Here is a 14,523-nt window from a genome sequence, read left to right on the forward strand (position 1 = left end):
ACCAAGACGGCCCATACCGGGAGTATCTCGACCATGACCTTCCTCAGCACAATCAAGGCGGCGGCGCTGTCCGCGGCGATGATCGTGTCGGTGGCCTTGCCGGCCGCCCACGCCGACGAACAATACTTTCCGCTGCAGAGCTATCGCGTCGGTCCCTACGCGGCCGGCGGCACCGGCTTTTTCGGCGGCTTCATCGACTATCTCAATCTCATCAACATCCGCGACGGCGGCGTCAACGGCGTCAAGCTGACCTGGGACGAATGCGAGACCCAGTACGAGGTCGAGCGTGGCGTCGAATGCTATGAGCGGCAGAAGAGCCATGCGGGTGCCGCCGCATGGAACCCGCTTTCGGTCGGCATCGCCTATGCCATGATCGACCGCATCACCGCCGACAAGGTGCCGTTGATCACCGTCAACCATGGCCGCACCGACTCCACCGACGGCCGCGTTTTCCCTTACGTCTTCCCGCTGCTGCTCAATCCCTACAGCGAGACATCAGGCATCGTGAACTACATCGCCGCCAAGGAAGGCGGCATCGACAAGCTCAAGGGCAAGAAGATCGTCGTGCTCTATCACGGCTCGCCCTACGGCAAGGAGACCATCCCGATCTATGAATTGCTGGCGCAGAAATACGGCTTCACCGTGCAGCAGATCGAGGTGCCGCATCCCGGCAATGAGCAGCAGTCGCAATGGCTGACCATCCGCCGCGCCAAGCCGGACTTCGTCGTCCTGCGCGGCTGGGGCGTGATGAACCCGGTGGCGCTGAAGACGGCGGTCAAGGTCGGCTTCCCCGTCGACCATATTGTCGGCAATGTCTGGTCGAATTCGGAAGAGGACGTCATCCCGGCCGGCGACGCCGCCAAGGGCTACACCGCCATCACCACCCAGGCCTCCGGCAACACCTATCCGGTGGTGCAGGAGATCGTGAAGACTGTCTACGGCGCCAGCAAGGGCAACCTTGAAGACAAGTCGCGCATCGGCTCGGTCTACCACAATCTCGGCATCGTCAACGGCATCCTCAATGTCGAGGCAATCCGTGTCGCGCAAGAGAAATTCGGCCACCGCACGCTGACCGGCGATGAAGTCCGCTGGGGCTTCGAACATCTCAAGCTCGATCCGGCCAAGGTCGAGGCGCTCGGCGCCAAGGACCTGTTCCACTCCATCAATGTCAGCTGGGACAATCACGAGGGCGAAGGCTACGTGACCTTCCAGCAGTGGGACGGCAAGAAGTGGAACGTCGTCTCCGACTGGATCGCGCCGGACTGGGCGCTGCTGCGGCCAATCATCGAGAAATCCGCCGAAGCCTATGCCGCCGAGAAGTGCATCAAGCTGCGCACCGCCGATGATGCCAACGCCGTGACCACCAACTGATCAGCCAATGCCGGGCGCCACGGACAGCTTTCCGTGGCGCACCGCTCCTTACGGTTCTCCAACCGCGGAAGAAGAGCCCATGCCGGACAATGACGTCATCCTTGCGGTGGACACGATCCATGCCACCTATAACCACGCCATCACGGCGCTGCATGGCGTCAGCTTCGAGATCCGGCGCGGCGAAATCCTGGCGCTGCTCGGCGCCAACGGCGCCGGCAAGACCACGACGCTGAAGACCGTCTCCAACCTGCTGCCGGCGGAACGCGGCCAGGTCAATGCCGGTAGCATCCGCTATGACGGCGCCGATGTCTCTCGCCACAAGCCCGGCGATCTGGTGCGCGCCGGGCTGGTGTCGGTGCTGGAAGGCCGCCACTGCTTCAAGAGCCTCACCGTCGAGGAAAACCTGGTCGCCGGCGGCATCGGCCGCAGCGGCCGCCGTGCCGAGATCAACGCGGATCTCGAGCGGATCTACGGCTATTTTCCCCGTCTCAAGGAGAAGCGTCGGACCCTGTCCGGCCTGACCTCCGGCGGCGAGCAGCAGATGGCGGCGATCGGCCGGGCGCTGATGTCGCGGCCGCGTCTGCTGGTTCTCGACGAGCCGTCGATGGGGCTGGCCCCGCTCATCGTCCAGGACATCTTCCAGACACTCAGAAAACTCAACCGCGAAACCGGCCTGTCGATCCTGGTCGCCGAGCAGAATTCCGCTGTCGCGCTGCGCTATGCCGACCACGCCACGGTGCTCGAAAACGGCGTCTCCGTTCTCACCGGCGCGGCTGCCAATCTTCGCCAGCGCGAGGACGTGCGCGCCTTCTATCTCGGTCAATCGACCACCGGCCAACAGCCCTCGCCGGCTGCCAAACCAGCCCATCTCCATGCCGTCGCTTGAACAAAATCTCAAGGAGCAGTGAAATGACCGTCTCGAACGTCAAAACAGACCACGCCTCCGCCGCCGTGCCGCCCGTTGCAAGGCCGTCGGCGCCGGCCCACATCATCCGGGATGACGCCGAAGCGATTGCGGTGGCCCACGCGCTTGCCGCCGAATTCGTCAAGGGCTCCTCGAAGCGCGACCGCGAGCGGATCTGGCCGGTCGCCGAACTCGACGCCTTCTCGCAGAGCGGCCTGTGGTCGATCAACGTACCCAAGGCGTTCGGCGGGCCGGAGGTGTCCTACGCGACGTTGACCAAGGTGATCGAGATCATCTCGGCTGCGGATTCCTCGATCGGCCAGATCGCGCAGAACCATCTCGGCGTCGTCGCCGCCATCCGCACCGTTTCCGACGCGGACCAGCAGAAGCTGCTGTTTGCCGAGGCGCTGAAAGGCACGCGGTTCGGCAACGCCTTTTCCGAGTTCGGCTCCAAGCGCGCCGCCGATTTCGAGACCCGTTTCACCGATGCCGGCGACCATGTCGTCGTCAACGGCCGCAAATTCTATTCCTCCGGCGCTTTGCTTGCCCATCTGGTGCCGATCGTGGCGCTCGATGACGAGGGCCGCGCCTGGTATGCCATTGCCGACCGCGGAGCGCCGGGCCTGACGGTCATCGACGACTGGTCGAGCTTCGGCCAGCGCACGACCTTGTCGGGCACCGTCATCATCGACAATGTCAAGGTGCCGAAGACTTTTCTGGTGCCCGGCTACAAGGGCTACGACAAACCGACCGCCGACGGCGCCATCTTCCAGATCATCCAGGTGGCGGTCGACACCGGCATTGCCCAGGCGGCGATCGACGAGACGGTTCACTTCGTCAGGACGAAGAGCCGCGCCTGGATCGACAGCGGCGTCGACAATGCCTGGGACGATCCCTACACCATCCAGGCGGTCGGCGACCTGACGCTGCGCCTGCACGCCGCGCAGGCGCTGCTCGAAAAGGCCGGCCTGGCGATCGACCGCGCGGTGGCCGAGCCGACCGCCGATACGGTGGCGCATGCGCAGATCGTAACTGCCGAGGCGAAGATACTGTCGACCGAAATCGCCATCGCCGCCACCAACACGCTGTTCGAACTGGCCGGCACGCGTTCGACGCTGGCCGAGCACAATCTCGACAGGCATTGGCGCAATGCCCGCACCCACACGCTGCACGATCCGGTACGCTGGAAGTACTCGATCCTCGGCAAATATTTCCTAAACGGCGAAAATCCGCCGCTGCACGCCTGGAGCTGATTTCCCCTCGGCGGGCCGGGTGGCCCGCCACTTCAAACTTCGACATCCAAGAGGCCCACTGCCATGTCAAACCCCACAGTCGTCGGTTTTTCCGGCAACATCACCCGGCCGTCAAAGACGCGCGCCTTCGTCGAACTGGTCACCAGGGACATCGCCGCGCGCCACGGCCTGTCGGCTGTAACCTACGACATCGAGGATGTCGGCCCTTCGCTCGGCACGGCACGGTGGGCGCGCGACCTCGACAGCCGGGCGCAGCCGATCCTGGCGCAGATCCTCGCGGCCGATGTGCTGGTGGTCGGTTCGCCGACCTACAAGGGCAGCTATACCGGCCTGTTCAAGCACTTCTTCGACCTGATCGATCCGGCCGCGTTGCGGGGCAAGCCCATCGTGCTGACCGCGACCGGCGGCGGCGAGCGCCATGCGTTGATCGTCGAGCATCAACTGCGGCCGCTGTTTGGCTTCTTCGAGGCCTTTGCCTTGCCGACTGCCGTCTATGCCACCGACAAGGATTTCACCGACGGAGTGCTGCGCTCCGAGGCGATCCTGAAGCGCGCGGCGCAGGCGGTGGACGAGGTCGGCTTCGTACTCGCCAACCGCTCGGCAGGCAGGATCGCCGCCGAATAGCAGCCGACAGTGGCTTTCACCGATTGAAATCCGCACGAGCGGCTTCCTCACTTACGTGCAATTTACGACCGCCCGCTACAAAGTTCCTGTCTGATTCGTCCGGGACAGGAACACCATGAGCAAAGCCCTTACGACCTTCGCACTCGTCGCCGTGCTGACCGCCTTGCTCATGGCGCTGAGCCTTGCGGTGGCCAGGCATGGCTATCCCTATGGCGCAATCGGCGTCAGACGCCTCGACGGCATCGCTGATGCCGGAACCTTCATTCCGCTCGCCGCCGTCTTTTTCTTCAGCGCGCTGTTGATGATGATCCTGCCGATCAGGGCGGCCAGCATCGTCCTCACCCATTGCGCCGACGCGATCTTCTGGGCGGTGATCGTGCTGTTCGCCACCATCGTCGGCGGCCTTCTCGCCCGATGGGCTTTCGGTCAGGGCAGCGCAATGCTCGCATTGCTGAACTGGCGGTTCCTGTTCGCCGTGGCTGTCGTCGGCTGCCACTTCGTCATGAACGAACTGCGCCGCAACGTGCTGTTGCGCAGCCTGTTCTTCGTGGTCTTCGCCGCCGCGACGCTGGCCTGCCTGTTCTGGTCGTTCACCCTCTAGAAAAAGCACAATGTTCGTCCGCCTCCACCCTTTGTTGCCGGGTGGCGGAACGCTGCACCGTTTGTCGTTGTGCATCCCTCATGCCTCAGCGGGCGCGAGAATGAGACCTGTCGCGTGCTCGTCTCGTCTGGATGGTTTGCGCAAATTTACAATCCGCGCGGCCGCCGTTCCAATAGTTTGGCTCCATCGAAAATGAACAAGGAGCTGCGAGAATGAACCGCCGCGAATTTGCCAAAAGCGCCATCGCGGCAGCTCTTCTCGGCGGTCTCACCGATCGCAGCGCCGTCTCACAGGAGAATACGACAATGGCCAAGCCGACGCCGTTCAAGATTGCCATTTCCGATGACCAACTCGCCGATCTCAAGGCGCGCCTGAGCCACACCCGCTGGCCGGATGAACGCGCCGGAGCCGGATGGATGACTGGTACGAATCTCGACTACATGAAGAAGCTGACCGCCTACTGGCTCCATGACTATGATTGGCGGAAGGCCGAAGCGAGCCTGAACGCATTGCCGAACTACAAGGTCGATATCGAGGGCATCGACCTGCATTTCGTCCATCAGCCGTCGAAAAAGAAGGGTGCGACGGCAATCCTTCTGCTTCATGGCTGGCCGGACAGTTTTTACCGCTATCACAAGGTCGTGGATGCGCTGGCGGAGGAATTTCACGTCGTCGTGCCGTCCATTCCGGGGACTGGCTTTTCTGGCAGAACGGCTCTGCCCGCCGACAAGGTGGCCGACATTCTTGCTCACCTTATGAATGACGTGCTGGGCTACGACCGCTTCATCGTGGCTGGCGGCGATCTTGGGTCGGTGATCGCCATGTCGCTGGCGCAGCGCCACTCGGACAAGCTTATCGGCTTCCATCTGACCGATGTGGGCTACCCGGACCAGACCACGGATTTTGGCGCCCTCAGCGGGCCGGAGCAGGGTTACGCGGGAGCGATCCAGCAATGGTTCTTCATGCATGGCGCCTTCAATCTGGTCCAGGCGACAAAGCCGCAGAGCCTTGCCTTTGCGATGAACGACTCTCCGGTCGGCCTTGCCGCATGGATTATGAGCTTCATGGCCGGAATGGGGGTCGGCGACGAGGCCGACGCCAGATTTGGTCGCGACGCGCTTTTGACCAACATCATGATCTACTGGCTGACGGAAACGGCGGCCTCGTCATTCCGCATTTACAATCAGAACGCGATGCAGCCGCCGACCATCAAGGGAAAGAACACCGGGGTTCCGGTGGCGGTGGCGACCGAAGCGCCGATCCCGGGCGGCGTTCGCCTGCCGCGTGAATGGGCGGACCGCCAGACGTCGGGAAATGTCGTGCAATTTCACAATATGGAAAAGACGGGCCATTTCGCCGCGTGGGAAGATCCGGCATTCTATGTCGAGGACATCAAGCAATTCGCGGCGCTTGTCACGAAATAGCGCCGCGGTGATCTCCGCCGGGCGAACCCTCGCCCGGCATCAGATCTTGTGAACCGCATCGAGGTTTGATGGCAGAGAACCCATGATCTTCTTTATGGATTTGATCATGTGCGGTTGATCCGTATAGCCAAGATCGAAAGCCACGGCCGCGGCACTATCGCCGGCTTTCAAGCGCCGAACCGCTTCCTGTGCGCGGCGGATCAACTGGAAATCCTTCTGCGTGATGCCGGTGGTGTTCTTGAAATGCTGCTGCACCGAGCGTTTGGAGGCAGCCTTGGGCTTCTCGGTAAAGGCCCTGGCCACGACGTCGTCGGACGCAAGCAGCCCCGCCGCTATCATCTCGTCGACAAGAGCTTCGGCGTTCAGGAAAGTCGGCAACGGCAGTTCCACGCCATCCAATAGAAATTGGTCTTGTGTTACATCCAGAAATCGGACCGCGGCGCCGGTTCGCACCTCCTTGTCACGCGCAAGATAGACATGGGCGGCAAATGAGATGACGACCGAGTGCTCACCCTCGACATATGGCACGTCGACGGGCTCGGTTGCCTGGCCGCTCAAGAACACCACGGAAATCCCGTCCGGCGCGACGCTGCGGAGCAGATCCCACGAACCGTCAGGTGTGGCTTTGTAAATCCCGTCGCTCAAACACACAGTTTGCCAGACTGTGTCGATCCAGGGATGGGGAGATGGCCGGCTCGTATGCTTTTGGACCATGATCGGCAATTGCTCCGGCAAAACCGCGACGTCGATTCATGAATGGAGATTTTACAGTCGAACCCTTGCGCGACGGCGTCCAGCCCTTGCGATTGATTTTGCGCAAGACGCACCCACGCCGACCTGGGGTGGCAGTCAGCCAGGGATGTTCGGCATTGTCGTGGCCGGCTAGTTCTGGGATCCGGCGGCGATTTTGGCGGCGGCTGTTTCCATCCATGTCCAGAGATAGGCGGCGAGGCCACGATCGACATGGATGCGCAGGCCGCGCTGATGGCGGTACACGACGGCGCTGATGCCGGCGAAGGAAAGCGTTGCACTGGCGCTTGGCTGCCCAGCGGGGTCAAGCGTCGTCCCGCGTGCGATGAAGGCATCAAGCGCCGGGCCTTCGACCTCGAACACCTGCAATCCGGCGCTGATCTCCGTCACAGCGAACCCCTCGGAGAACCACCCGGTGGCAATGCCGATGGGTGTGGTGGACACGGCAAGCAGGCGGTCCCGCGCCAAGCGCACCGAATAGCGTATGCCTTCCGCCAGGCCGAATGCCCCGACGGCTGGTCCATCGAAGCCGGAAGCCTCGGCCCATGCCGCAAGGTCGCCACTGACCAGGCGTTGGTGCAGCCCGGCAACGGCGCCTACTTTCATCCCCGGCACTTCAATGGTGGCGTTCCGCCAGTCCGGTGGGACGGACCATTTTTCCGCGAGATCACGCATGGAGCCGGTCTCCTGCCGGGTCGAAGGCGCAAGGCGCGGCGATCGTCGCCGTCCTGACCTTGCCGAGATGCTGGATTTCGATCGTCTCGCCGTGGCGCGCCGCGCCGCGCTCGATCAGAGCGAGCGCGATGGGCCGGCCAAGCGTCGGGCTCCGGTAGCTCGAGGTGACGAAGCCCTGGCTGTGCAGCCTGCCGCTCTCCCGCTTGATGCCATGCGCGCCGGTTGGCAGCGGCGCTTCACCGGACGGCACCGTCAGGCCGACAAGCTGCAGGCGATCGCCGCGCGAGGCCTCCTCGGTAAACAGCGAGCGGCGACCGACATATTCGGTCTGGCGTTTGGTGCGTGGGCCTTCGCTGCCGAGATCATGTGGCAGCGTGGTGCCGTCCGTATCTTTTCCAATGACGATGAAGCCTTTTTCGGCACGCAGGATCATCAGCGCTTCGAGACCGATGACGACGGCATCGAATGCCTGCCCGGCTTGCCGCAGATGCGCCCATAGCGGCTCGGCGCGATCCGCAGGGATCGAGATCTCGTAGCTCCTGTCGCCGGTGAAGCTGACCCGCGCGATGCGCACCGCGTCGCCGCTATAGCTGCCGTGACCGATCGCCATATGCGGCAGATCGGCATCGTCGAGCGAGAGGCCAAGATCGATTGTTTCGAGCAGCTTGCGGGCGTTCGGTCCGGAGACGGTAAGTGTCGCCATGTCCGATGTGGCGTTGTGGATATAGACGGCCTCGCGGCCAAAGCGGTCCTGGCGCCATTCCTCCAGCCGGGCATGCACCGCCGCGACATGCGAGGACGAGCACGACACGACGAAGCGATGCTCGTCCAGCCGCACCAGCACGCCGTCGTCGAAGACCACGCCAGTCTCCGACAGCATGAAGCCATAGCGGCAGCGGCCAGGCTTCAGCGTCGACATGGTGTTGTAGTAGAGGAAATCGACGAATTCGGCGGCCTTCGGACCGATCACCTCGATCTTGCCCAGCGTCGAACCGTCGAACAGCGCGACCGACCGGCGGGCGCGCAACGCTTCGTCCTGGATGGCGCGATCCGCATCGGCGTCGCGGCCGCCATAGTGGGCCGGACGCAGCCAGCCGCCATATTCCTGGAAGACCGCGCCGCTGGCGCGATGCACGCTCTCCAGCGGCAGCCGACGCACCGGCGCCATCAATTCACCGGCGCGCGCGCCGGCAAAGCTTGCCAGCGGCACCGGCGTGAAGGGCGGACGGTAGGTTGTGGTTCCGACTTCCGGCACGGTGCGTCCGGTAATCCCGGCCATCAGCGCCAGCCCGGGCAGGTTGGAGGTCTTGCCCTGGTCGGTTGCCATGCCGAGCGTGGTATAGCGCTTCAGGTGCTCGACCGAGACGAAGTTCTCGCGCGCCGCCAGCTCGACGTCCTTCACTGTCACGTCGTTCTGGTAGTCGATCCAGATGCGTCCTTTCGAGCCGGGCACCGGCCAGGCCGCCGCTATGCCGCCAGTCGCTTCCGGCCCCGTGCTGCGTGGCACTGCTGCTTTCGTTTTGCTGAGCGAGGCAACGGTCTTCTCCGAACTGGCGAACACCTCCGACAACGAGACCGAACCTGCTGCCGCACCGGCGACTGAAATGCCATCGACGGGATCACCCGGCAGGAACGCGGCGCGGGCGTCGCTCCAGGCGAGCTTGCCTTTGGCCTGGCCGAACAGATGGATTGTCGGCGTCCAGCCGCCCGAGACCAGCACGCAGTCGGCGTCGAGCCTGGTGCCGTCATCCAGCGTTACGCCCTCGACGCGCAGTCTGCCCATGGCGGCTGCAAGCGCCCGCCCTTTGACTAGCCGCACCTTGGCCGGCGTTTCGGGGATGCCGTCACGCCTGATGTCGACAAGCGTGACGTCGGCGCCAGCCTCGGCCAACGCTGCCGCCACCTCATAAGCACTGTCATTGTTGGTCGCGACGACAACGCGCCGGCCGACGAGAACCGCGTGGCGTCTGAGATAGGCGAGTGCCGCATCCGCCGACAGGACGCCCGGCAGGTCGTTGTTGGCGAAGGGCAGTGGCCGCTCGATGGCGCCGGTCGCCAGCACGATATGACGCGGCCGGACCCGCCACAGCGTGTCGCGCCGGCCATCGAAATGACGCTGGTTCAGCCCGACCAGATCGTGGTCGTAGATGCCGAAGGCGGTGGTCGATGGCAGGATCAGGTGACCGCCGGCGGTAAGTTCCGCAACTGTCTCCTCGATCCACATGGCCACGGGCTTGCCGTCGATCTCGCCGGCGCGATGGCCGAGCGATCCGCCCGGTTTGCGCTGGTCGTCGACCAGCGTGACGGAGAGGCCCGCGCCGGCGGCCATCCTGGCTGTCGCCAGTCCGGCCGGTCCAGCGCCGACCACCAGCACGTCGCAATGATGGTTGACCTGATCCGCCGTGCCCGGCGAGGTCCAGTCGGTGTCGACCTTGCCCAGTCCGGCCATGGCGCGGATGCGCGGCTCGAACATGTGCCAGTCCGGCCACATCAAGGTCTTGTAGTAGAACGCCGCCGGAATGAAGCGCGAGAAGCGATCGAGGAAGGCGTTGCGGTCGGCCAGCGCATTGGGCGTCGCGTTGACGCTTTTCGCCACCAGCCCGTCGCGTGCCGGCTCGGTCGTGGCCCGCGTGTTCGGCGACGCCTGTGGGCCGCCAATATCGACCAGCGCGTTCGGCTCCTCGACGCCGGCGCCCCAGATGCCGCGCGGCCGGTGGTATTTGAAGCTACGGCCGACGACCGCGATATCATTGGCGAGCAGTGCCGAAGCGATGGTGTCGCCGGCAAAACCGTCCACGCTTGCGCCGTCGAAGCTGAAGCGGATCGGCCGCGAGCGGTCGATGGCGCTGCCGCCGGTGGCGAGACGCGAGGCGCTCACGCCGCGTGCTCCCCGCCAAGCGCGGTCGACGACAGCACCTTGTGCGTGACGGTGTCACGCTCCATGACGAAGAACTCGCCGCAGCTCATGTGAACCCAGATTTCGCGCGCCGTGCCCTTCGGGTTGCCGCGCAGATAGAGATATCCGGCCCAGCGCTCGATGGGCACCTCGGCGCCATCCGGCCTGGCGTTGCCGGCATCGCCGCCATAGTGGAATTCGGTCTCGTCGCGCGGGCCGCAGAACGGGCAAGGAAAGAGCTGCATCAAGAAACCTCTAATGCGCGATGCCGGAGCCGGCCGCTTCGTCGATCAGCCGTCCGCTGGCGAAGCGATCGAGATCAAAGGGACGGCTGATGTCGTTGTGCTTGCCGATCGCCAGCAGGTTCGCCAGCAGCGTCCCGCCGGCGGGAATGGCCTTGAAGCCGCCCGTGCCCCAGCCGCAATTGAGGAAGAGGTTGGGCAGCGGCGAGGGACCGATGATCGGCGAGGAGTCCGGCACGACATCGACGATGCCGGCCCATTGCCGCATCAGCTTCAACTGGCCGAAGATCGGGAACATTTCCAGCAGCCCGGCGATCACGGTTTCCAGCGTCGGCAGATTGCCGCGCTGCGCATAGGAGGGGACGCGGTCGAGCCCGCCGCCGATGACGATCTCGCCCTTGTCCGACTGGCTGACATAGACGCCGCAGCCGGGCGACAGCACCACCGTGTCGAGGATCGGCTTCACCGGCTCGGAGACGCAGGCCTGCAGCGCATAGGAATTGATCGGCAGCCTGAAGCCGGCCTTGGTCGCCAGCACCGAGGAATGGCCGGCCACCGCCATGCCGATGCGCTCGGCGCGGATCGCGCCGCGCGTCGTCTGGACGCCGCGGCATCGGCCGCCTTCGACGATGAAATCGGTGAGCTCGCAATTCTGGATGATGTCGACGCCGAGCCGGCTCGCCGCCCGCGCATAGCCCCAGGCGACCGCGTCGTGGCGCGCGGTGCCGGCCCTGCCTTGCCAGATACCGCCGAACACGGGGAAACGCGCATCCGGGGAGAAATTGTAGATCGGCGCCACGCGCCGCACATCTTCTGATGAAAACAGCTCCGCATCGATGCCGTTGAGCTGCATGGCGTTGACGGTGCGTGCGCCGATCTCCATCTCGGCCGTCGAGTGGCAGAGATTGACCATGCCGCGCTGCGACAGCATGACGTTGTAGTTCAAATCCTTCGACAGGCCTTCATAGAGCCGGTGCGCCAGCCCGTAGAGTTCGACGCTTTCGGGATAATAATAGTTGGAGCGCACCACGGTGGTGTTGCGGCCGGTATTGCCGCCGCCGATCCAGCCCTTTTCCAGCACTGCGACCCGGGTGATGCCGTGATTCTTGGCCAGGTAGTAGGCTGTCGCCAGCCCGTGGCCGCCGCCGCCGATGATGATCGCGTCATAGGTCGGCTTCGGCTCGGGCGAGCGCCAGGCCTGCTTCCAGCCGGTCTGGCCGGCAAGGCCCTCCTTGAACAGCGACAAAGCGGAATAGCGTCTGGTCATGGTATGTCTTCCGCAGGGATGGCAGCGGTTCGTCCGGTCATGCCCGCATCGCTTTGCCCTGTGGATCGTAGGGCGACGAAGCGATGACGCGCGCACCTGTTTCGACGCCGACGATATGGGTTGTCAACTCCGTATCGATACCGGCCGCATCGTGATCGACAAGCGCCATGGCAAGGCTCTTGCCGACCGTATGGCCATAGCCGCCCGATGTAACGAAACCGGCAAGCTTGCCTCTGCTCCAGACCGGTTCGTAGCCGCTGGCGTCGGCATCCGCAGCGTCGATTTCGAGCGTCACCAGCGTGCGCCTGGATCTGGTCTTCCGCTCTTTCAGCGCTGCTTCACGGCCGATGAAGTCGCCCTTGTCGAAAGCGATCCAGCGGTCCATGCCGGTTTCATTAGGCGTATAGTCCTGGGTGAACTCGCGCGACCAGATGCCAAAACTCTTTTCGAGCCGCAGCGAATTGACCGCACCGAAGCCGTATTCCGTGACGCCAAGGTCGCTGCCTGCCGCCAACAGCGCGCGGCGCAGCCCGGCGTGCTCGTTGGCCTGGCAATGGATCTCGTAGCCGAGTTCGCCGATGACCGAGAGCCGCCCGACCTTGGCCCGCACCAGGCCGACATCGAGTGTCTTGCAGGCCAGGAAGCCGAAGGCCTGGTGCGAGACATCCTGATGTGTCAGCCGCTCGAGCAGACGCCGCGCATTGGGGCCGGCCAATGAGAAGCCGACGACCGCGTCCGAAATGTCGCGCACGGTGACGCCGTCAGCGAGATGCTGTTCGAACCAGCGCATGTGCCATTGGCGAAGATAATAGGACCCCAAGATCCACCAGGAGCCGTCGCCCCAGTTGAAGGCCGTGAGATCGCCCTTGAGCTTGCCGTTTTCGCCCAGCATCGGCGCGAGCTTCGCGCGGCCGGGCTTGGGCAGCGCGCAGGCAAGCAGCCGGTCGAGCCACGCCTCCGCATGCGGTCCGGAGACCTCGTAGCGCGAGAAGGCGGTGATATCGAGCAGGCCGACGCCTTCGCGCACCTTGCGGCATTCCTGGCCGACGATGTCGAAAGCGTTGGAGCGCCTCAGCGTCGGTGCCTCGACGAAGCCTTGCGGGGCAAAATACAGCGGCACTTCCATGCCCCAGGAATTGCCCCAGCGCGCACCCGCGGCGTCCATGGCGTCATGCGCACCCGCCGTCTTCAACGGCCGTCCCGCCGGCAATTGCTCGTTGGGATAGCTCATGACGAAGCGGCGTGAATAGAACTGCCCGGTCGTCTGCTTGATGTATTCGCGGTTGGAGGCGAAATCGCCGTAGCGGGCGATGTCCATGCCGTAGACGTCGGCTTCCGGCTCGCCATGGATCATCCATTCGGCGAGCGACTTGCCGACGCCGCCGCCTTGTAGGAACCCGGCCATGACGCCGCAGGCCACCCAGTAGTTGGGGACGCCGCGCACCGGGCCGACCAACGGATTGCCGTCCGGCGAGAAGGTGAAGGCGCCGTTCACCCAGCGCTTGATGCCGGCGGTCTCAAGGCAGGGGTAGCGGCTGAAGCCGAGCGCCAGCTCGTTGGCGATGCGATCGGTGTCCTCCTGGATCAGCTCGATGCCGTAGTCCCACGGCGCGCCGTCCATGTTCCAGTGCTTGTGCTTGATTTCGTAGATGCCGAGCAGCAGGCCCTTCTGCTCCTGGCGCATATAGGTGAAGCCTTCGAGGTCGACGATCAGCGGCAATTCCCGGTCGAGCGCCTGGATCTCAGGCAGCGCCTCGGTGACGAGGTAGTGATGCTCCATCGGCGACACCGGCAGGTCGATGCCGGCCATCCGACCGACCTGCTTGGCCCACAATCCGCCAGCATTGACGACGTGCTCGGCAATGACAGTGCCTTTCTCGGTGACCACATCCCAGCTGCCGTCGGCGCGGCGGTTCAGCGCCAGCACGCGGTTGTGCTCGATGATCTCGGCGCCGCGCTTCCTTGCCGCCTTGGCATAGGCATGGACGACGCCCGAGGGGTCGAGATGGCCCTCGCGCGCCGCGTAAAGGCCGCCCAGCATGCCGTCGGTGTTGAGGATCGGGCAGCGCTGCCTGATCTCGTCGACGCCGACCAGATGGACATCGTCAATGCCCATGGTCTGGAAGATGCGGTAGGAGGCCTTCAGCCATTCCCAACGTTCCGGCGCCGACGCGACCGAGATGCCGCCGGTCATGTGCATGCCGATGTTCTGGCCCGATTCCGTCTCGACCTCCGACAACAGGTCGATCGTATAGGCCTGCAGCGCGGCGATGTTGGGGTCGGCGTTCAGCGCGTGGAAGCCGCCGGCCGCGTGCCAGCTGGACCCGGCGGTCAGCACCTCGCGTTCGATCAGCGCGACATCGCTCCAGCCGAACTTCGCCAGATGGTAGAGCACCGAAGCCCCAACCACGCCGCCGCCGACTACGATCGCCCTGTATTGGGATTTCATCTTGCCGCACTCCACCGGTTATGGCGGCGCAGCCTACCGGCATTGTACACATGTGTCTAGTACGTTG

General features: G+C 64.2%; 12 protein-coding genes. 6 read left to right on the plus strand and 6 right to left on the minus strand.

What is annotated here, in order from left to right; translation table 11 throughout:
- Window positions 1-33: 33 nt before the first annotated feature.
- The 6 genes from ACVILI_RS07170 (at window position 34) to ACVILI_RS07195 (ending at window position 6,177) form a co-directional block, all read left to right on the plus strand.
- On the plus strand, window positions 34-1,371 hold the full coding sequence (locus tag ACVILI_RS07170) for an ABC transporter substrate-binding protein (protein ID WP_038651655.1): 1,338 nt from the start codon (window positions 34-36) through the stop codon (window positions 1,369-1,371).
- 79 nt (window positions 1,372-1,450) lie between these two features.
- Window positions 1,451-2,257, plus strand: coding sequence for an ABC transporter ATP-binding protein (locus tag ACVILI_RS07175; protein ID WP_240565055.1), 807 nt, complete (start codon window positions 1,451-1,453; stop codon window positions 2,255-2,257).
- 23 nt (window positions 2,258-2,280) lie between these two features.
- On the plus strand, window positions 2,281-3,528 hold the full coding sequence (locus tag ACVILI_RS07180; protein ID WP_038651661.1) for an SfnB family sulfur acquisition oxidoreductase: 1,248 nt from the start codon (window positions 2,281-2,283) through the stop codon (window positions 3,526-3,528).
- Window positions 3,529-3,591: 63 nt separating this feature from the next.
- Window positions 3,592-4,152 (plus strand): FMN reductase, encoded by a 561-nt coding sequence (msuE, locus tag ACVILI_RS07185; RefSeq protein WP_019862803.1) that lies wholly within the window; start codon window positions 3,592-3,594, stop codon window positions 4,150-4,152.
- A 115-nt stretch (window positions 4,153-4,267) separates the two neighbouring features.
- Window positions 4,268-4,753, plus strand: a complete 486-nt coding sequence (locus ACVILI_RS07190; protein WP_038651664.1) for a hypothetical protein — start codon at window positions 4,268-4,270, stop codon at window positions 4,751-4,753.
- 212 nt (window positions 4,754-4,965) lie between these two features.
- Window positions 4,966-6,177, plus strand: a complete 1,212-nt coding sequence (locus ACVILI_RS07195) for an epoxide hydrolase family protein (RefSeq protein ID WP_457102364.1) — start codon at window positions 4,966-4,968, stop codon at window positions 6,175-6,177.
- Window positions 6,178-6,216: 39 nt separating this feature from the next.
- Here ACVILI_RS07195 and ACVILI_RS07200 read toward each other — a convergent pair whose 3' ends face one another.
- From ACVILI_RS07200 to ACVILI_RS07225, 6 genes are all read right to left on the minus strand, one after another.
- Window positions 6,217-6,891, minus strand: a complete 675-nt coding sequence (locus ACVILI_RS07200; RefSeq protein WP_027047674.1) for a helix-turn-helix domain-containing protein — start codon at window positions 6,889-6,891, stop codon at window positions 6,217-6,219.
- Between the two features lie 168 nt (window positions 6,892-7,059).
- Entirely contained in the window at window positions 7,060-7,602 is a 543-nt protein-coding gene (locus tag ACVILI_RS07205; RefSeq protein WP_038651669.1) for an aminomethyltransferase family protein, read from the minus strand.
- Complete coding sequence (locus ACVILI_RS07210; RefSeq protein WP_038651671.1) at window positions 7,595-10,480, minus strand: sarcosine oxidase subunit alpha family protein; 2,886 nt, start codon at window positions 10,478-10,480, stop codon at window positions 7,595-7,597. The genes ACVILI_RS07205 and ACVILI_RS07210 overlap by 8 nt, the downstream gene beginning before the upstream one ends.
- Entirely contained in the window at window positions 10,477-10,743 is a 267-nt protein-coding gene (locus tag ACVILI_RS07215) for a sarcosine oxidase subunit delta (RefSeq protein ID WP_038651674.1), read from the minus strand. Before ACVILI_RS07215 ends, ACVILI_RS07210 begins: the two co-directional genes overlap by 4 nt.
- A gap of 10 nt (window positions 10,744-10,753) precedes the next feature.
- The gene (locus ACVILI_RS07220; RefSeq protein WP_038651677.1) at window positions 10,754-12,007 is read right to left on the minus strand and encodes a sarcosine oxidase subunit beta family protein; all 1,254 of its coding nucleotides are present in this window, start codon (window positions 12,005-12,007) and stop codon (window positions 10,754-10,756) included.
- Between the two features lie 37 nt (window positions 12,008-12,044).
- On the minus strand, window positions 12,045-14,456 hold the full coding sequence (locus ACVILI_RS07225) for a GcvT family protein (RefSeq protein ID WP_038653749.1): 2,412 nt from the start codon (window positions 14,454-14,456) through the stop codon (window positions 12,045-12,047).
- Window positions 14,457-14,523 lie beyond the last annotated feature (67 nt).

The sequence above is a fragment of the Mesorhizobium sp. USDA 4775 genome (assembly GCF_054062655.1).